This window comes from Ramlibacter montanisoli, assembly GCF_013087525.1.
In the GTDB taxonomy this organism is placed as follows: domain Bacteria; phylum Pseudomonadota; class Gammaproteobacteria; order Burkholderiales; family Burkholderiaceae_C; genus Ramlibacter; species Ramlibacter montanisoli.
In genome coordinates, this window is the sequence record NZ_JABFCS010000001.1 from 1,151,916 (window position 1) to 1,171,474 (window position 19,559).

A 19,559-nucleotide genomic window follows, 5' to 3' on the forward strand; every position below is an offset into this window, starting at 1 on the left:
CAAACCATGTTCAGCAAGATCCTCATCGCCAACCGCGGCGAAATTGCCTGCCGCGTGATCGCCACCGCCAAGAAGATGGGCATCAAGACAGTCGCCGTCTATTCGGACGCCGACCGCGATGCCCGCCACGTGGCGCTGGCCGACGAAGCCGTGCACATCGGCGCGCCGCCCTCGCGCGAGAGCTACCTGGTGGCCGACAAGATCATCGCGGCGTGCAAGAAGACCGGCGCGCAGGCGATCCATCCCGGCTACGGCTTCCTGTCGGAGAACGAGGACTTCGCGCGGCGCGTGGAGGAAGAGGGCATCACCTTCATCGGGCCCAAGCACTATTCCATCGCGGCCATGGGCGACAAGATCGCCTCCAAGAAGCTCGCGAAGGAAGCGAAGGTCAACACCATCCCCGGCTACAACGATGCCATCGAGACCGCCGAACAGGCGGTGAGCATCGCCAAGGACATCGGCTACCCGGTGATGATCAAGGCCAGCGCCGGCGGCGGCGGCAAGGGTCTGCGCGTGGCCTTCAACGACAAGGAGGCCTTCGAGGGCTTCACCTCCTGCCGCAACGAGGCGCGCAACAGCTTCGGCGACGACCGCGTGTTCATCGAGAAGTTCGTCGAGGAGCCGCGCCACATCGAGATCCAGGTGCTGGGCGACGCGCACGGCAACGTGATCTACCTGAACGAGCGCGAGTGCTCGATCCAGCGCCGCCACCAGAAGGTGATCGAGGAGGCGCCGTCGCCCTTCATCAGCGAGGCGACGCGCAAGGCGATGGGCGAGCAGGCCGTGGCGCTGGCCAAGGCCGTGAAGTACCAGAGCGCCGGCACGGTGGAATTCGTGGTCGGCAAGGACCAGAGCTTCTACTTCCTGGAGATGAACACCCGCCTGCAGGTGGAACACCCGGTCACCGAGTGCATCACCGGCCTGGACCTGGTGGAGCTGATGATCCGCGTGGCCGCCGGCGAGAAGCTGCCGCTGGCGCAGGCCGACGTGAAGCGCAAGGGCTGGGCGATCGAGTGCCGCATCAACGCGGAGGATCCCTTCCGCAATTTCCTGCCATCGACCGGTCGCCTGGTGCGCTTCCAGCCGCCCAAGGCCAGCATGTGGGCCTCCGACACCGAGCACCTGCTGGGCGTGCGCGTGGACACCGGCGTGGGCGAGGGCGGCGAGATCCCGATGTTCTACGACTCGATGATCGCCAAGCTGATCGTGCATGGCACGGACCGCAACGACGCGATCGCCAAGATGCGCGAGGCCCTCAACGGCTTCGTGATCCGCGGCGTGTCGAGCAACATCCCCTTCCAGGCGGCGCTGCTGGCGCACCCGAAGTTCGTGGCCGGCGACTTCAACACCGGCTTCATCGCGGAACACTACGGCCGCGGCTTCCGCGCCGAGGACGTGCCGCACGACGACGAGGACTTCCTGGCCGCGCTCGCGGCCTACGTCAACCGCAAGGCGCTGGAGCGCTCGGCCGGCATCACCGGCCAGATGCGCGGGCACGAGTTCAAGGTGGGCGACGAGTTCGTGGTCGTCAAGCTGGACGCGGAGGGCAAGAACCAGCACCAGCCGGCGCGCGTCACCGACTTCGAGGCGCAGAGCGGCTCCAGCGTGGTGGAAACCAATGGGCGCAAGTACGCGATCTGCAGCCGCTGGCACCTGGGCGGCGCGCGCATCCGCGGCACGGTCAACGGCACCGCCTTCACCGCGCAGGTCGAACGCGGCGTCGGCAAGAACCCGCTGGCGCTGCGCGTCAGCCACAACGGCAGGCGCTTCGACGCGCTGGTGCTCACGCCGCGCACGGCGGAACTGCACAAGCTGATGCCCTACAAGGCACCGCCGGACATGAGCCGCTTCCTGCTGTCGCCCATGCCGGGCCTGCTGGTGGACGTCGCCGTGCAACCGGGCCAGAAGGTCCAGGCCGGTGAGCGGCTCGCCGTCATCGAGGCGATGAAGATGGAAAACGTGCTGTTCGCCGCCGCCGACGGCGTGGTCGGCAAGGTGCTGGCCGCCAAGGGCGAATCGCTCGCCGTGGACCAGCCGATCGTGGAGTTCCAGTGATGACGCGTCCCTTCAAGGTGCTGGGGATCCAGCAGATCGCCATCGGCGGCCCCGACAAGCTGAAGTTGCAGAAGCTCTGGGTGGACCTGTTCGGCCTGGAGGTCACCGGCACCTTCCGCAGCGCCAGCGAGAACGTCGACGAGGACATCTGCGCCCTCGGCATCGGCCCGCTGAAGGTCGAAGTGGACCTGATGCAGCCGCTGGATCCGGAGAAGAAGCCCGCCGTGCACGCCACGCCGCTGAACCACGTCGGCCTGTGGATCGACGACCTGCCCAAGGCGGTGGAGTGGCTCACGGCACAGGGCCTGCGCTTCGCACCCGGCGGCATCCGCCGCGGCGGCGCCGGCTTCGACATCTGCTTCGTCCATCCCAAGGGCAACGAGCAGTTCCCCATCGGCGGCGAAGGCGTGCTGATCGAACTGGTGCAGGCGCCGCCCGAGGTGGTGCGCGCTTTCGAGGCGCTGGCCGCCGGCAGCTTCTAAGCCGCATCCCTACCGTTCCGGCAGCCAAACGCGCCGCCCGGTACTTTGCCCTCGCGTCCCACGGAGGGGGGAGACAATTTGTTGCTTCTCTGTAACAAATGGACTCCTCCAGCCCGCCCACGCTACCGGCTGGCCAGGTGCCGGCCGTGCCGGCGCATGGCCTGTTGCTGCGTCCCCTTGCGGCGGCGCTGTCCCGGCCCGGCCTGGCGGAGGCCGCCGCCGGCTTCTGCAGCGAGCTGTGCGAGATGCTGCGCTGCGCGCGCGGCTCCGTCGGCGTGCTGGAAGACGGCGTGCTGCGCCTTGCGGGCAGCTCGCATCCGGCTGAACTCCAGCCCGGCCAGCCGGCAGCCAGCGCGCTCCTCGACGCCATGCAGGAAGCGCTGGACCAGCAGCAGGTGGTCGCCTGGCCGCCGCTCCCCGGGCAGGATCTCGTCACCCTCGCGCAGCGCCAGCTGGCGGCATCCGGCGCGGCCTGCAGCCTGCCGCTGGTGGACGGCACGCGCGTCGTCGGCGCGCTGACCCTGGAACGCAACGCGCCGGGTTTCACCAGCGCGGAGCTGCTGGCGCTGGCCGACCTCTCGCGGCTGGCCGGCCCGGTCTTCGAACTCAAGCGCGAGCTGGCCCAGCCCTGGCACCGGCGCGTCGCGCAGGCCGCGCGTGCATGCCTCGCCCATCCCACGCGGCGCCAGATGGCCGTCGCGGGCGGGGTCGCCGTGCTGCTGCTCGCGCTCGCGATCCCGGTGCCCTGGCGCGTCAGCGCCCCGGCGCGGCTGGAAGGCTCGGTGCAGCGCGCGGTGGTCGCCGCCACCGACGGCTTCCTGCAGCAGGCCAACGTGCGACCCGGCGACCGCGTGAAGGCCGGCCAGGTGCTGGCGGAACTCGCCTCCCAGGACCTGGAGCTGGAACGCCGCCGGCGCGAAAGCGAATTGCGCCAGCACGAAAGCGCCTACCGCGCCGCGCAGGCGCGCGCCGACCGCTCACAGATGGTCACCTTCCAGGCCAAGGCCGCCGAGGCGCAGGCCATGCTGTCGCTGGTGGAGGCGCAGCTGGTGCGCGCGCGCATCGAGGCGCCCTTCGACGGCATCGTGATCAAGGGCGACCTGAACCAGAACCTGGGCGCGCCGGTGCAGCGCGGCGAGGTGCTGATGGTGCTGGCGCCGAACGACAGCTTCCGGCTGATCCTGGAAGTGGACGAGGCCGACGTCGGCGCGATCCGCCCCGGGCAGCGCGGTGCGCTGGCGCTGGCCGCGCAGCCGGATCGCACGCTGTCCTTCGTCACGCGGCGCATCGTGCCGGTGGCCTCGACGGCGGAGGGCCGTAACTACTTCGAAGTGGAAGCGGCGCTGGAGCAGAACCTGCCGCAGCTGCGCCCCGGCCTGAGCGGCGTGGCGAAGGTGGACGCCGGCTGGCGCCCGATCGCCTGGCTGTTCGGCCATCGCGCGCTCGACTGGCTGCGCCTGGCCTGGTGGAAAGTGACACCCTGGTGAGCGAGCCGCTGGTCAGCAACTCGTGGCACCGCGTGGCGGCCTTGCGGCCCAACCTGGTGCCCGGCTTGCGGATCGTGCGGCAGCAGGTGCGCGAGCAGGCCTGGCACGTTCTCGTCGAACCGGCCTCCGGCCGCCAGCTGCGCCTGAACCCCGCTGCCTATGCACTGGTTGCGCGCTTCGACGGCGCGGCGTCGGTGGAGCAACTTTGGCAGCGGCAACTGCTGCAGCAAAGGGAGGACGCGCCGACGCAGGACGAAGTGCTGCGGCTGCTGGCCCAGCTCTTTCGCGGCGGCATGATCCGCTTCGATTCCGCGCCGCACCTGTCGCTGCTGTTCGCCCGCCGCGAGGAAGACGGCCGCCAGCGCCGCCGCGGGATGATGAACCCGCTGATGCTGCGCATGCCGCTGTCGGACCCGTCGCGGCTGCTGGAACGCCTCGCGCCGTTGGGGCAGCTGCTGTTCCGCCCCGCGGCGCTGCTCGCCTGGGGGATCGCGGTGCTGGTCGCGCTGCTCGCCGCCGGTGCGCACTTCGGCGAACTGCAGGCCGATGCGCAGCGCCTGTTCGGCGCGCCTTCCAGCTACCTGCTCGCCTGGTTCTGCTATCCGCTGGTGAAGGTGCTGCACGAGCTGGCCCACGGCCTGGCCGTGCGGCGCTACGGCGGGCAGGTGCACGAGTTCGGCATCACGCTGATGTTCCTCACGCCGGCACCCTACGTCGATGCCAGCGCGGCCAACGCCTTCCCGCTGCCGCGGCATCGCGCCGTGGTGAGCGCCGCCGGCATCCTGGTGGAGGTCGGCCTGGCCTGCCTGGCGCTGGGCCTCTGGCTGGTGGTCGCACCCGGCGTGGTGCGCGACATGGCGCTGGTCGTCGTGCTGATCTGCTCGGTTTCCACGCTGCTGTTCAACGCCAATCCGCTGATGCGCTTCGACGGCTACTACGCCTTGTGCGATGTGCTGCAGCTGCCCAACCTGGCCCTGCGCAGCAAGGCGTGGTGGACGCGCCGCTGGCGGCAATGGATAGGCGCGCCGGTGGCCGGGCCGGCACCGCTGCTGGCGAAGGGCGAGGCGAAGTGGCTTGCGATTTACGCGCCGGCCGCGGCGGTCTACCGCGTGGTGCTGCTGCTCACGCTGGTGGCCTGGATCGGCAGCGAATCCTGGCTGCTCGGATGGCTGGCCGCGCTGGCCTTCCTGGCCTGGGCCGGGCGGCATGCCTGGCGCTGGGCGAACGGAGACCCGGCCCATGCCGATCCCCTGACCCGCAGGCGCTCCTGCGCGCCGCCGGCATCGTGGCGGCCGTTGCGATGGTCCTGCTGCTGGTGGTTCCCGCGCCGAACCAGGTGGTGGCGGTCGGCGTGGTCTGGCCGCCGGAGCAGGCGCAGCTGCGCGCGGGCACGGGCGGCTTCGTCGAGTCGCTGGCATTGCAGCAGGGCGCCGCCGCGCAGGCGGGACAGACGCTGATGGTGCTGCAGGACCCGGTGCTGGTGGCGGCGCAGGAGCGCATCGCCTCGGAACGCACCGGCCTGCTCGCGCAGCAATACGGCGCGCTGCTCACGCAACCGGTGCGCGCGCAGGCGGTGGCGGAGGACCTGGATCGCAACCAGGCGGAGCTGGAACGCGTGGAGGAACAGCTCGCGCAGCTCGAGGTGCGGGCGCACCTGCCCGGGGAGGTCGTCTGGGCGCGTCCGCAGGACCTGCCGGGCAGCTACGTCAAGCGCGGCGCCATGCTGGGCCACGTGCTGACCGGTGGCTCCGCACACGTGCGCATCGCGCTGCTGGAAGAGGATTACCTGCGCACGCGCGGCCGCGTGCGCGCGGTGCAGGTGCGCGTGGCCGATGCGCCCGGCACCACGCATGCGGCCCGCCTGGCCGAGGGCGCACCGGGCGCGACGCTCGAACTGCCGGCGCCCGCGCTGGGCGACCGCGCGGGTGGGCCGATCCCGGTGGATCCCGGCGACCCGCAGGGCATGCGCACCCGCTTGCCCGTGTTCCTGCTGGATGCCGAAGTGCCGACGCTGGCCGCCACCACCATCGGCGCGCGCGCCTGGGTCAAGCTGTCGCTGCCGCCGCAGCCGCTCCTGCAATGGCTGGCGGCAGCTGCGGCAGCTGATGATCAAGCAGTTCAACCCGACCGGCCAGGCATGAGCACGGCGACCTGGCCATTCCCCGGGCTCGTCTGGGGCCCGTATCCGCAGAAGCGCATGCCGATCGAGGACCTGCGCCGGCCCGTGCAGCTGCGCGCGCGTGGGCTCGAGCAGGCGGCGCGCGCGCTGCATGCCGAACTCGCGGCTCCGGTAGATCTCGATGACGCGCTGCGCGCCCTGCGCCAGGTTCCGCAGGCCCGCCGCGACGACACCTGGCTGCAGCAGGCGCTGCGCCTGTCCGCCGTGGCCATGGAGCAGTCGCGTGGCGTGCGGGCCTACTGGCAGCAGCTGATGGCGGCACGGGCGCTCTTGGACCAGCGCCTGGTGGAGATGGACACGGGCGAGGGCAAGACGGTGGCGATCGCCATTGCCGCCGCCGCCGGCGCGCTGGCCGGCTCGCCGGTGCACGTCGTCACCGCCAACGACTACCTCGCCCGGCGCGACGCCGACGAATTGCGCCCCTTCTACGCGCGCCTCGGACTCGCCGTGTCGGCGATCTCGCAGCCCATGGAACTGGTGCAGCGGCGCGCCGCGTACGCCTGCGACGTCACCTATTGCACGGCCAAGGAGCTGGCCTTCGACTACCTGCGCGACAGCCTGCTGCAGCCGGCGGACCTGTCGCCGCTGGAGCGCCGCCTGCGCGAGGCAGGCACGCCGGCCACGCACGGGCCCGTGCTGCGCGGGCTGTGCATGGCGATCCTGGACGAGGCCGACACCATCCTGATCGACGAGGCCCGCGTCCCGCTGGTTCTGTCGCAGGCCGCGCCGGCGCTGGCGGAGCAGGCCTTCCTGCGGCGCGCGCTGGCCATCGCGCAGCGCATGGTGCAGGGCCGCGACTACACGCTGGAGGCGGGCAGCGCGCGCCTGACGGACACGGGCCGCCTGCAGCTGCAGCACTGGCCGGTCGATCCGCATCCGCTGCTCGGCCACCCGCAGCACCGCGCCTCCATCCTGGAACTGGCCGTGATGGCGTGCCGGGTGCTGCAGCGCGATCGCGACTACGTGGTGCGGGAGGGCGAGGTGCAGCTGGTCGACGAGACCACCGGCCGCACCGCGCCGGGCCGCGCATGGAGCCGCGGGCTGCACCAGCTGGTGGAACTGAAGGAAGGCGTGAAGGCCACGGCGCGCAACACCACCGTGGCCCAGATCACTTTCCAGCGCTTTTTCGTCCGCTACCTGCGGCTGGCGGGGATCAGCGGCACGCTGCGCGGCTCCGGCGCGGAACTGCGCGCGGTCTACGGGCTGGCGACGGTGCGCGTGCAAGCGCGCACGCCGCGCCAGGTGCGGCACCTGCCCACGGGCCTGTTCCCCGACAGCGAGGCCCTGTGGCAGGCCGTGGCCGATCGCGCCGTCTCCTGTGCCGCGCCCGCCGCGCGGTGCTGGTGGGCACCGAGAGCGTGCAGCAGTCGGAGGCACTGGCCGAAGTGCTGCGCGCGCGCGGCCTCAAGCCCGTGGTGCTGAACGCGCGCCAGGACCAGGAGGAGAGCGAGGTCATTGCCGCCGCCGGCCAGCCCGGACGTCTGACGGTCGCCACCAGCATGGCCGGTCGCGGCGCGCACGTGACGTTGCATCCGCAGGTGCTGGCGGCCGGAGGCCTGCATGTGATCCTGTGCCAACTGAATGCGTCGGCGCGCATCGACCGCCAATTCCTCGGCCGGGCGGGGCGCCAGGGCCAGCCCGGGAGTTGCGAGGTGATGGTCGCCCAGGACTTCCCGCTGCTGCAACGCTGGCTGCCTGCCTCGTGGCAGGCGACGGTGCGTGGCCTCGGTTTCCCCGTTCGCTCTCCTGGGCGAGCCTTCGGGCGGCACAGGCGCTGGAGGCCTTCACGAGAACGCAACAACGTGTAAGACTCGCGCACCTGGCAGAAAACGAAGAACGCGACCTGAATTTCAGTCGCTGGGGGTTGGGATGATCCGGTGCAGTCGAACGCTGCTGCCTGCGCTATTGCTGCTCGCGCCTGCCGTCCAGGCCGCGCCGCCGCAGCCCCTAGGCTGCCTGATCGAGCCCTTCAGCGTCTCCGATCTCGGCAGCCCCGTCGTGGGCGTCATCGAACAGGTCCATGTCGAACGCGGTGACCGCGTCCGTGCCGGCCAGCCCCTCGCCACCCTGCGCGCCGACGTCGAACGCATGTCGGTCGGTGTCGCCGAGGGCCGCGCCCAGGGCGTCGGCGAGCTGAAGGCCGCCGAGGCCAACGCCGAACTCGCCCGCCAGAAGCTGGCCCGCGCCGTCGACCTCGCCCGCCAGGAATTCATCAGCGCCCAGGCGCTGGAACAGGCCCGCGCCGAAGCGTCGGTGGCGGAGAACCGCCTGATCCAGGCGCGCGAGCAGCGCGACATCTACGCGCGCGAACACGCGCTCGCGCGCGCGCAGCTGGGCCTGCGCACCATCCGCAGCCCGAGCGACGGCGTGGTGGCCGATCGCTACCTCTCGGTGGGCGAGCGGGTCGAGGAGAAGGCGATGTTCCGCATCGCCGTCGTCGATCCCCTGCGCGTCGAAGTCGTGATGCCGGCCAGCCTCTATCCGGCCGTGCGCAAGGGCACGCCGATGCGCATCGCTCCCGACTTCCCGGGCGCGCAGCCGCGCATCGCCACCGTGTCCCTGGTGGACAAGGTGATCGAAGGCGCCAGCAACACCTTCCGCGTGCGCCTGTCGCTGCCCAACCCCGGCAACCAGCTGCCCGCGGGCCTGCGCTGCAAGGCGGAACTCCCCGGGAGCGAGGCGCCGGCGACGCCCCGGCCCGTGTCGCGCTCGGACGCGCCCCCGCAACTGCAGCCCCAGCTGACGCCGAGCCTGCGGGCCACGCCGCGTCTCTGACGCCGCCATGCTGAAAGACCTGCTGCGACGCAAACGGCCTGCGCGAGCGCGGCGGGTGGCGCTGCATGCGGAGTGGCTGGAACCGCGGCTGCTGTATTCGGCGGATGCGGGTGCGCTGCTGGCGGCGACGACGGACACGCAGTCGGCCGAGACGCGCACGCTCACGTCCACCTACGAGTACGGCGCGCAGGCCGCGGCCACGCCGACGGCGGCGGAGGTACGCGCGGCCTATGCGCTCACCCCGCTTCAGTTCGAGGCCGAGGCCGGCCAGCTGGGCGAGGGCGTGGATTTCGCGGCCAGCGGCGTCGGCTACGCCGTGCGCCTGGGCTCCGGCCAGGCCGAACTGCTGCTCGATGGCGCCGACCAGGCCGTGCGGCTCGAACTGGTGGGCGCCGCGCCCGGCACGGCGGTGGGCGAGAACCTGCAGCAGACGCGGTCCAACTACCTGGTGGGCGCGCAGCAGGACTGGGTCACGGACATCGCCAACTACGGCAGCGTGCGCTACCAGGGCGTCTACGACGGCATCGACATCCGCTACTACGGCAACCAGGGACAGCTGGAATACGACTTCCTGCTGGCCGCCGGCGCCGACGCGTCGCAGCTGCAGCTGCGCTTCCACGGCACCGACAGCGTCCGCCTCGACGCCAACGGCGACCTGGTGCTGGCGGTCGCTGGCACCGCGCGCGAGATCCGCTTCCAGGCACCGGTCAGCTACCAGGAGGGGCCGGGCGGGCGGGAGGCGGTGGACAGCCGCTACGAGCTGCAGGCCGACGGCAGCGTGCGCATCGTGGTGGGCGCGTACGACACCAGCCGCGCGCTGGTGGTGGACCCGGTGCTGCTGCACGCCAGCTATTTCGGCGAAGGCGGCGCGGAGACTGCGCTGGGCGTGGCGGTCGGCGGCGACGGCTCGGTCTACGTCACCGGCCACACGACGTCCAGCGCCGGCAGCTTCGCCACGCGCATCGCCGGCGGCAGCGACGGCAACGAGGCCTACGTCGCCAAGTTCAGCGCCGACCTCGGCACGCTGGTGTACGCCACCCGGGTCGGGGGCAGCGGCAACGAGCAGGGCACGTCCATCACGGTGGACGCAGGCGGCAACGCCATCGTCACCGGCTGGACGCGGTCCACCGATTTCGCCGGCGTCGGCACGGGCAGCGACCAGGCCAGCCGCAGCGGCACCCAGGATGCCTTCCTCTTCAAGCTGGACGCGGCGGGCAACGCCCTGGTGTTCAGCACCTACATCGGCGGCGGCGGCAACACCGACACGGGCGGCGGCGTGGCGGTCGATGCCGGCGGCAATGTCTATGCGGCCGGCACGCTGTCCGGATCCTCGGACGACGCCTTCGTCTACAAGTACAGCGCCGGCGGCGCGTCGGCGCTGAAGCTGCAGTACGGCGGCAGCGGCGCGGACGGCGCGGCCGGCATCGCCCTGGATTCCGCCGGCAACCTCTACGTGGCCGGCAACACCCTCTCCAGCGACCTCGCCATCACCGGCGGGGCGCAGGCCCAGGCCATGGCCGGCGGCGACGGCTTCCTGGTGAAGTACAGTGCCGCCGGCTCCATCCTCTATTCGACCTACATCGGCCACATGAAGGCCGACACCGTCACCGCGCTCGCGGCGTCGGACGACGGCAAGGCCTACGTCGTCGGCCGCACCAGGGACCCGGACCAGGGTTTCGCCACGACGCCGGGCGCCTTCGCCACCACCGCGTACGCGCACGAAACGGGCTTCCTGCGCATCTACGACACGAGCGTGGCAGGCAGCGGCTCGCTGGCGTATTCGACCTTCGTCGGCGGCAGCAGGAACGCCGGCGGCACCCTCTCCGCCACGCTCACCGACAGTCCCACCGGCGTGGCCGTGTCGGGAGGCTACGTGGCGATCGTCGGCCAGACCGACACCTCGGACTTCCCGACGACAGCCGACGCGCTCCAGAGCAGCAACACGAGCGGACAGACCGGCTTCGTCATGGTGCTCCATCCGCAAGGCACAGGCAGCGGCGACCTGGTCTACGGCAGCTACTACGGCACCGGCTTCGCCCCCGGCGCCGCCGCCTGGGGCAGCGGCGAACGCCTGTACGTGGCCGGCTCCACCGTCACCGCCGGCCTGGCCACCGCCGACGGCTACATGGACGCGATCGGCACGGGCGGGGACGGCCTCGTCGCCGTCTTCAACGCCTTCCCGAACCGGGCTCCCGTGCTGGACGGCGCTGCCGATCTCCCCGCACAACTGGAAGACGCGGGCGCAGGCAGCGGCACGCTGGTGTCGGCCCTGGTGGCGGGGCACGCCAGCGACCAGGACTCGGGTGCGCTGCAAGGCATCGCGGTCACCGCAGTGGACAGCGCCAACGGCAGCTGGCAGTACACGCTGGACGGCGTGGCCTGGTCCACGTTGGCCATGCCCCCGGCCGGCCAGGGCCTGCTGCTGGCGGCGGACAGCGCCACCCGCGTGCGCTTCGTGCCCGACGCGGACTTCAGCGGCAGCAGTTCCATCACCTTCCGCGCCTGGGACCGCAGCACCGGTGCGGCCGGAGCCACGGTGGCCATCCCATCCCCGGGCGGCAACAGTGCCTTCAGCAGCGCCACCGCTTCGCCCACCGTGACGGTGACCGGCGTGAACGACGCACCGGTGCGGGTGGGCGCGCCGGCGGCGAGCCTCGCCTTCGCGCAGAGCGCGACCCCGGTGTCGCTGGCGGCGGCCGGCTTCAACTTCGCGCCAGGCGGCGGCAGCGACGAGGCCACGCAGGCGATCACCATCGTCGTGACGCGGCTGCCCACCGGGGCCGGCAGCTTGCAGCTGGCCGACGGCACGGCCGTCGTCCTGGGCAACACCTACACCCTGGCCCAGCTGCAGGCCATGCGCCTGCAGACGGCCGGGCCCGGCAGCGACACGTTCTCGTTCACCGTGCGCGACAGCGGCGGCACGGCCGACGGCGGCGTGGACAGCCTGGGAATCCAGAACCTCGCGATTGCAGTGAGCAACGTGGCGCCTGTGCTCGGGACGCCCAATGCGTTCACGCAGCTGGAGGACGCGCCGGGCAGCGGAACGCGGGTGTCCGACATCGTCGCCGGCGGCGTCAGCGATCCCGGCGGCGCCTACGGCATCGCCGTGGTCTCGGTGCCATCCCCGGGCAGCGCCAACGGCACCTGGCAGTACAGCCTCGACGGCGGCGGCAGCTGGCTGACGCTGGTCGGCGGCAACACCAGCGCGCTGCTGCTGGGCCCGGATGCGCGCGTGCGTTTCGTCAACGACACGGTCAGCGCCAATGGCCCCGTCCAGGGATTCAGCTTCCGTGCCTGGGACGGCAGCAGTGGTTCCCAGGGGGACGGCAACGCCAACACGAACATCAACGGCGGCAGCAGCGCCTTCAGCACCGCCACCGCCACCGCTGCACTGAGCATCGCGCCGGTGAACGACGCCCCGCTGCGCTACCGCGTGAGCCTCGGCACGCTCCTGCCGGCGCCGTCGAGCGTCACCGTCAACGAAGGCTCGGGGCTGAGCTCGCTGGGCCTGGGCGCGCTGGAGTACATCCCCGGCGATTCGGCGCAGGAATTCTTCAGCCAGGTGCTCACCATCACCGTGACCGGCCTGCCGTCAGCGGCACTGGGAACGGTCTACCTCGCCGACGGCCTCACCGCCGTCAACGCGAACACGAGCTACACGATCCAGCAGGTCCAGGGCATGCGCTTCCGGCCGGCGGCGGGGGCGCAGGGCGTCACCGGCAGCTTCAGCTGGAAGGTGCAGGACAACGGCGGCACCGCCAACGGCGGCGTGGACACGCTCGACGAATCCATCACGATCACCGTGCGCAACGTCGCGCCGACGCTCACGGGCGCCAACGCGATCCCGGGGATCGTCGAAGACACGCCCGGCAACGGGATGCGGGTGGCCGACCTGATCGCCGGCAGGGCCACCGATCCCGGCAACATGCTGGGCATCGCGGTCACCAGCGCCGCAACGACCGCCGCCGGCAGCTGGCAGTACACCAGCGACGGCGGCACGACCTGGAACTCCCTGGGCGCGGCCAGCAGCAGCAACGCCGTCCTGCTGTCCACCGCCGGCCAGTGGCGCGTGCGCTTCAACCCCAGCGCCGACTGGAACGGCATCACGCCCGCGCTCACCTTCCGCGCCTGGGACCGCAGCAGCGGCGCCGCAGGCGGAACCGCCGACACCAGCGTCAACGGCGGCACCAGCGCCTTCAGTTCCGCGACGGCGAGCGCCACGGTCACGGTCGGCGCCGTCAACGACGCGCCCACGCGCACCGACGCGCCCGGCGTGGCGCTGGCGCCGCTGATCCTGCTCGATGGCTCGCCGCTCACCTCGCTGGGCCTGGCCGGCGTGAGCTTCGGGCCCGGCGGCGGCACCGACGAAGCCAGCCAGGCGATCACGAGCTACCGCATCACCAGCCTGCCCTCCGGGCTGGGCACGACCTGGCTGGCGGATGGCACGCAGGTGGTCCTGAACCAGGCCTACTCGCTGGCGCAGATCCAGGGCATGCAGTTCCTGTCCTATGGCGTCGGCGCGCTCGGCACGGAGGCCTTCTCCTTCGCCGTGACCGACAGCGGCAACACGCTCAACGGCGGCAGCAACACGGGCACCTTCACCGTCAGCGTCGTGGTCAACCGCGCGCCGGTGCTCAATGGCGCCAACTCGCCGCTGACCGTGTTCGAGGACTTCGACTGGACGGGCAACACGCCGCCCGGCAACCCGCCGCCCTGGGCCGCGCCGGCGCAGCGCTCGGGCATGCTGGTCGCGGACGTCGTGGCGGGCCAGATCCTCGACACCACCGGCAGCCCGGGCGGCATGGCGGTCGTGGGCATGACCGGCAGCGGCACCTGGCAGTTCACCACCGACGGCGGCGGCAACTGGATCACGATCAACAGCGTGAGCAACGGCGGCGCGCTGCAGCTGGCCGCAGACACGCAGACGCGCCTGCGCTTCCTGCCCTCGGCCGACTTCAACAGCAGCATCGGCACCGTCAGCCTGACGTTCCGCGCCTGGGACCAGACCGTCGGCAGCAACGGCACCTACGGGGACGCCACCTACAACGGCGGCCCCTTCGCGTACAGCGTCGCCACCGCGGTGACCGTGGTCACGCTGACGCCGCGCAACGACGCGCCCGTCGCGGTGGGCGCCACGGGCGGCACGGTGGAGGAGGGCGCAGAGCCGGTGGCACTGCTGGCCAGCGGCGGCTACGCGCCGGGACCCGCGACCGCCACCGACGAGGCCGCGCAGGCCCTGGGCTACACCTTCACCGCCATTTCCGACAAGGTCCAGATCCTGCTCGCCGACGGCGTGACCGCGGTGGCCCTGGGCACCAGCTACTCGCAGGCGCAGTTCCAGGGCATGCTGTTCCGCTCGGCCGCCAACGGGACGCCGGGCACCGGTGTCGTGAGCTTCGTGGTGCAGGACAGCGGCGGCACCGGCAACGGCGCCATCGACAGCGCCACGCATTCGCTCACGCTCACGGTGACCAACCGCGCGCCGGTCCTGAATGGCGCCAACCCGCTGGCCGCGATTGCCGAAGACGCCACCACGAACGACGGCACGCTGGTGTCCGACCTGGTCGCGGGGCAGGTGGTGGACCCGACCGGGGCGCGCGGCATCGCAGTGATCGCGGCCGACGACAACAGCAACGGCAGCTGGCAGTACACGCGCGACGGCGGCACCACCTGGACCACCTTCGGCACGCCGAGCGCCGGCAGCGCGCGTCTGCTGCTGGCCGATGCGCTGACGCGCGTGCGCTTCGTGCCCACCGCCGACTGGAACGGCACGGCCACCATCGGTTTCGCGGCCTGGGACGGCAGCAATGGAACGGCCGGCAGCGTGGGCAACGCGGCGCTGGCCGGCTCGGGCACCGCCTTCAGCACCGGCACCGCCGCTTCCGGCATCACCGTGCTGGCGGTGAACGACGCGCCGGTCGGCGGCGTCGTGGCCGACCTGACGGTGGCGGAAGACAGCGGGAGCACCACGCTGGGACTGGGCGCGGTGAGCTACGCGCCCGGCGGCGGGGGCGACGAGAGCGGTCAGGTGCTGGCCTTCACCATCGCCGCGCTGCCGCCGGCCACGCTGGGACGCATCACGCTGGCCGACGGCACGGACGTGGCGCCGGGCGACTACACGATCACGCAACTGCGCGGGATGCGCTTCGTCACCGCCGCCAACGCGACGGGTACCGGCACCTTCAGCTTCCACGTCAGGGACAACGGCGGCGGCGACGACACGCTGGTGCAGGCCGTCACGATCACCGTCACGCCGGTGAACGATGCGCCCGCCACGGCGGCCGACGTGGTGGCAGGCACCGAGGACACGCCGCTTACCATGGACCCCGCGACCCTGGCTGCCAACGACACCGACATCGACACGCCCGTCGGCGCGCTGGCCGTCACCGCGGTGGCCAGCGGCACCGGTGGCACCGTGGCGCTGGTCAACGGCAGCATCGTCTTCACGCCGGCGGCCAACTTCGACGGCCCCGCGACCTTCAGCTACACGCTCTCCGATGGCAGCGGCGGTACCGCGACCGGCACCGTGCGGGTGGACGTCGCCGCCGTCAACGACAACCCGGTCGGCGGCAACGATGCCGTCAGCGCCACCACGACGGTTCCGCTGTTCATCCCGGTCGCCGGCCTGCTGGGCAACGACACCGACGTCGATGGCGACACCCTGGCGATCAGCGCCGTGGGGACGCCGCAGAACGGCAGCGTGAGCATCGTCGGCGGCAACCTGCTGTACAACGCCAACGTCCTGTTCCTGGGCGTCGACACCTTCAGCTACACGGTCAGCGACGGCCGCGGCGGCACGGCCACCGCCTTCGTGAGCGTCAACGTGGGCCTGGGCCTGAACGCCCCGGTCGCGGGCACCGACAACCTCGGCACGACGGAGGACACGCCGCTGGTGATTCCCGTGGCGGACCTGTTGCAGAACGACTTCGACCTCGACGGCGGCACGCCCGTCATCACCGGCGTGAGCGCTGTGACCGGCGGCACGGTGAGCCTGGCCGGCAGCACCATCACCTTCACGCCGACCGCCGACTTCAGCGGGCCTGCGCGCTTCAGCTACACCATCGACGACGGCAACGGCGGCGTCGCCACCGGCATCGTCAACGTCACGGTGACACCGGTGAACGACGCGCCGGTGGCGCTTGCCGACAGCGCCAGTGGCAACGAAGACGAGGTCCTCACCCTGGCCCCGGTCGCGCTGCTTGCCAACGACACCGACGACGGCGCCGGCGCGCTCGCCATCACCGGCGTCGCGAACGCCGTCGGCGGCTCCGTGGCCCTGGTCAACGGCCAGATCGTCTTCACGCCCGCAACCAACCACTTCGGCGCCGCGAGCTTCACTTACACCGTGCAGGACGCGCAGGGCCTGCAGGCGACGGGAACGGTGAGCATCGTGCTGGCCGACGTCAACGACGCGCCGGTGGCGAACGCAGACACCGTGACCGGCACCGAGGACGTGGCGCTGGTCATCGCGCCGGCGGACCTGCTGGCCAACGACACCGACGTCGACGCCGGGCCGCGCACCGTCACAAGCGTGGGCGCCGCCGTCGGCGGCACCGTCGGAATCGTCAACGGCGACATCGTGTTCACGCCCGGCGCCAACCTGAACGGCGCGGGCGCCGGCAGCTTCAGCTACACGATCTCGGACGGCCGGGGCGGCACTTCGACGGCCACCGTCACCGTGAACCTGTCGGCGGTGAACGACGCCCCGGTCGCGCGCGACGACGCGATCACCGTGGCCGAGGACACGCCCGTGACCCTCCTGCCCGCGACCCTGCTGGCCAACGACAGCGACGTGGACGGCTCGGCGCTCACCATCACCGCGGCCGGCGGCGGCCCGGACGGAACGGCGCAGGTCGTCGGCGGCCAGGTCGTGTTCACCCCGAACACGAACTTCCACGGCACGACGAGCTTCAGCTACACCATCGAGGACGCGCAGGGCGCCAGCCACGTCGCGACGGTGACTGTCACCGTCACGCCGGTCAACGACGCGCCCGCCGCGACCGACGACGCGGTCACCGGCAACGAGGACGAGCCGCTGGTGGTCAACCCGGCCATGCTGCTGGGGAACGACAGCGACGCGGATGGCGACAGCCTGGCCATCGTTGCGGTCGGCGATGCAACGGGTGGCACCGTGGCGATGTCGGGGGTGAACGTGGTCTTCATGCCCAACGCCAACCTGAATGGCATCGGCGCCGGCAGCTTCAGCTACACCGTCAGCGACGGCAACGGCGGGCTCACCACGAAGACCGTCACGGTGAACCTCACCCCGGTGAACGACGCGCCGCTGGCGCGGGCGGACCTGGCGAGCACCAGCGAGGACACGGCCATCACCCTGGCCACGGCGCTGCTGACCGGCAACGACGAGGACATCGAGGGCAACACGCTGGTCGTCACCGGCGTCGGCAACTCCGTGGGCGGCTCGGTGCAGCTGTCCGGCACCGACGTGGTCTTCACGCCCAGTGCGGACTACGTGGGTGTCGCCAGTTTCCGCTACACCATCTCCGACGGCTTCGGCGGCACGTCGACCGCGACGGTGACCGTGAACGTGCTGCCGGTGAACGACCTGCCGGTGGCGGTCGACGACGCCGTGGGCAGCACGCCCGAAGACACGCCGCTGACGATCGCGCCCGCGACGCTGCTGGGCAACGACACAGATCCCGAGGGAGACGGCCTCTCGATCATCAGCGTGGCGGACGGACCCAACGGGCAGGTGAACCTGGTCGGCGGCAACGTCGTGTTCACGCCCGATGCCGACTTCTTCGGCACCGCGGGCTTCTACTACACCATCTCCGACGGCAACGGCGGCCTGTCCACCGCGTTCGCCACGGTCACGGTCACGCCGGTGAACGACGCCCCGCTGGTGGGCGGCGATGCGCTGACGGGCAGCGAAGACACGCCGCTCACCGTCACGGCCGCCGGGCTGCTGGCCAACGACAGCGACGTCGAAGGCAGCGTGCTGACCCTCACGGGCGTGACGCCCGTCAGCGGCGGCAGCGTCAGCCTCTCGGGCGGCGTGATCACCTTCACGCCGGCCGCGCACTTCAACGGGCAGGCCGTGTTCACGTACACGGTGCAGGATGCGGTGGGGGCCGAGTCCATCGGGACCGTCACCATCGACCTGGCCGCGGCCGCCGATGCGCCCGTGGCACGCGACGACACAGCGGCCGCCACCGAAGACGTGGCGCTGACCCTCGCGCCGGCCACCCTGCTGGCCAACGACAGCGAGTACGACGGCGAGCCGGTCGCGATCACCGCGGTGTTCGATGCCGTCAATGGCAGCGTCGCGCTGATCAACGGCAGCATCGTGTTCACGCCGGGCAGCAACTTCGCGGGAACTGGCAGCTTCCGCTACACGGTCATGGATGCCAGCGGCGCAAGCTCGGATGCGACGGTGAGCGTCAGCGTGGCCGAGGTCAACGACGCGCCGGTGCCAGGCACGCCCGAAACGCTGACTGGAACCGAGGACCAGGTGTTCTCGGTGCCCATCGCCGGCCTGCTGGCCAACGACAGCGACGTGGATGGCGATCCGCTCACCATCAGCGCCGTGGGCGGCGCCTTCGGCGGCAGCGTGGCGATCGTCGGCAGCGACATCGTGTTCACGCCGAATCTGAATTTCTTCGGTGCGGCCGGGTTCAGCTACACGGTGAGCGACGGGCGCGGAGGTACCGCCCTCGTCGACGTCACCCTGAACGTGGCCGCGGTCGACGACGCGACGGTGACCGTGGCCGACACCGCGTCCACGCCCGAGGACACGGTCGTCAGCGGCAACGTGCTGGGGAACGATTCGGACGTGGACTCTCCGCTGGCCGTCGCCAGCTTCACCATCGGCAGCACCAGCTACGGCGCGGGCGCCACGGTTGCGATCGGCGCGGCGGGCAGCTTCACGCTGGGCGCGAACGGCGCCTGAGCTTCACCCCCGCGGCCGACTGGAACGGCACGGTGCCGCAGGTCACGTACACCACCGCTACGGGCGTGAGCAGTGCGCTCGCCATCACGGTGAATGCGGTCGACGACGCCACGGTCGCCGTCGCCGATGCGGCAGCGGTGAACGAGGACAACGTCGCGTCCGGCAACGTCCTGGCGAACGACACGGACATCGACTCCAGCCTGCAGGTGGCCAGCTTCAGCATCGGTGGCACCAGCTACGCGGCGGGCACGACGGTGGCGATTGCCGGAGCGGGCAGCTTCAGCCTGGCGGCCGACGGTGCCTGGAGCTTCACGCCGGCGCCGAACTGGAACGGGGCGGTCCCGCAAGTCACTTACTCCACCAACACCGCGGCGGGCAGCACGCTGGACATCGCGGTTGCCGCCGTGGACGACCCGTCCGTGATGACCCCGGAGACGGTGTCCACCGACGAGGACACGCCGGTCTCCGGGAACGTGCTCGCCAATGACAGCGACGTCGAGACGGCGCTGCAGGTCGCGAGCTTCAGCATCGGCGGCGCGAGCCATGCGGCCGGCACGACCGTCGCCCTCTCCGGCACCGGCAGCTTCACGCTGGATGCCACCGGTGCCTGGTCCTTCACGCCCGCGTTGAACTGGAACGGCACGGTGCCGCAGGTCACGTACCTCACCAACACC

General features: G+C 71.5%; 9 protein-coding genes and 1 pseudogene. 9 read left to right on the plus strand and 1 reads right to left on the minus strand.

The window, feature by feature from the left end; genetic code table 11:
- Positions 1 to 6: 6 nt before the first annotated feature.
- From HK415_RS06005 to HK415_RS06035, 8 genes are all read left to right on the plus strand, one after another.
- Positions 7 to 2,055: an acetyl-CoA carboxylase biotin carboxylase subunit gene (locus HK415_RS06005; RefSeq protein WP_171557322.1), complete on the plus strand. Its 2,049-nt coding sequence runs from the start codon at positions 7 to 9 to the stop codon at positions 2,053 to 2,055.
- A complete protein-coding gene (locus HK415_RS06010; protein WP_171557324.1) occupies positions 2,055 to 2,537 on the plus strand; it encodes a VOC family protein in 483 nt (160 codons plus the stop codon). Before HK415_RS06005 ends, HK415_RS06010 begins: the two co-directional genes overlap by 1 nt.
- A gap of 164 nt (positions 2,538 to 2,701) precedes the next feature.
- Positions 2,702 to 4,024, plus strand: a complete 1,323-nt coding sequence (locus HK415_RS06015; protein ID WP_171557327.1) for a GAF domain-containing protein — start codon at positions 2,702 to 2,704, stop codon at positions 4,022 to 4,024.
- Entirely contained in the window at positions 4,003 to 5,481 is a 1,479-nt protein-coding gene (locus HK415_RS26165) for a PqqD family peptide modification chaperone (RefSeq protein WP_309246595.1), read from the plus strand. Before HK415_RS06015 ends, HK415_RS26165 begins: the two co-directional genes overlap by 22 nt.
- Before the next feature lie 740 nt (positions 5,482 to 6,221).
- A complete protein-coding gene (locus HK415_RS26170) occupies positions 6,222 to 7,625 on the plus strand; it encodes a preprotein translocase subunit SecA (protein WP_309246807.1) in 1,404 nt (467 codons plus the stop codon).
- On the plus strand, positions 7,589 to 8,011 hold the full coding sequence (locus HK415_RS06025) for a preprotein translocase subunit SecA (protein ID WP_171557332.1): 423 nt from the start codon (positions 7,589 to 7,591) through the stop codon (positions 8,009 to 8,011). Before HK415_RS26170 ends, HK415_RS06025 begins: the two co-directional genes overlap by 37 nt.
- Before the next feature lie 97 nt (positions 8,012 to 8,108).
- Positions 8,109 to 8,978: an efflux RND transporter periplasmic adaptor subunit gene (locus HK415_RS06030; protein ID WP_171557334.1), complete on the plus strand. Its 870-nt coding sequence runs from the start codon at positions 8,109 to 8,111 to the stop codon at positions 8,976 to 8,978.
- A 7-nt stretch (positions 8,979 to 8,985) separates the two neighbouring features.
- Positions 8,986 to 18,885: a tandem-95 repeat protein gene (locus HK415_RS06035; protein WP_171557337.1), complete on the plus strand. Its 9,900-nt coding sequence runs from the start codon at positions 8,986 to 8,988 to the stop codon at positions 18,883 to 18,885.
- Here HK415_RS06035 and HK415_RS24625 read toward each other — a convergent pair.
- Positions 18,860 to 19,108: a hypothetical protein gene (locus tag HK415_RS24625; protein ID WP_253261785.1), complete on the minus strand. Its 249-nt coding sequence runs from the start codon at positions 19,106 to 19,108 to the stop codon at positions 18,860 to 18,862. The two genes, HK415_RS06035 and HK415_RS24625, sit on opposite strands and share 26 nt — an antisense overlap.
- On the opposite strand from HK415_RS24625, the pseudogene HK415_RS26870 reads away from it, so the two are divergent.
- A pseudogene (locus tag HK415_RS26870) lies at positions 19,023 to 19,535 on the plus strand (Ig-like domain-containing protein); the annotation flags it as partial. The gene HK415_RS24625 and the pseudogene HK415_RS26870 sit on opposite strands and share 86 nt — an antisense overlap.
- Positions 19,536 to 19,559 lie beyond the last annotated feature (24 nt).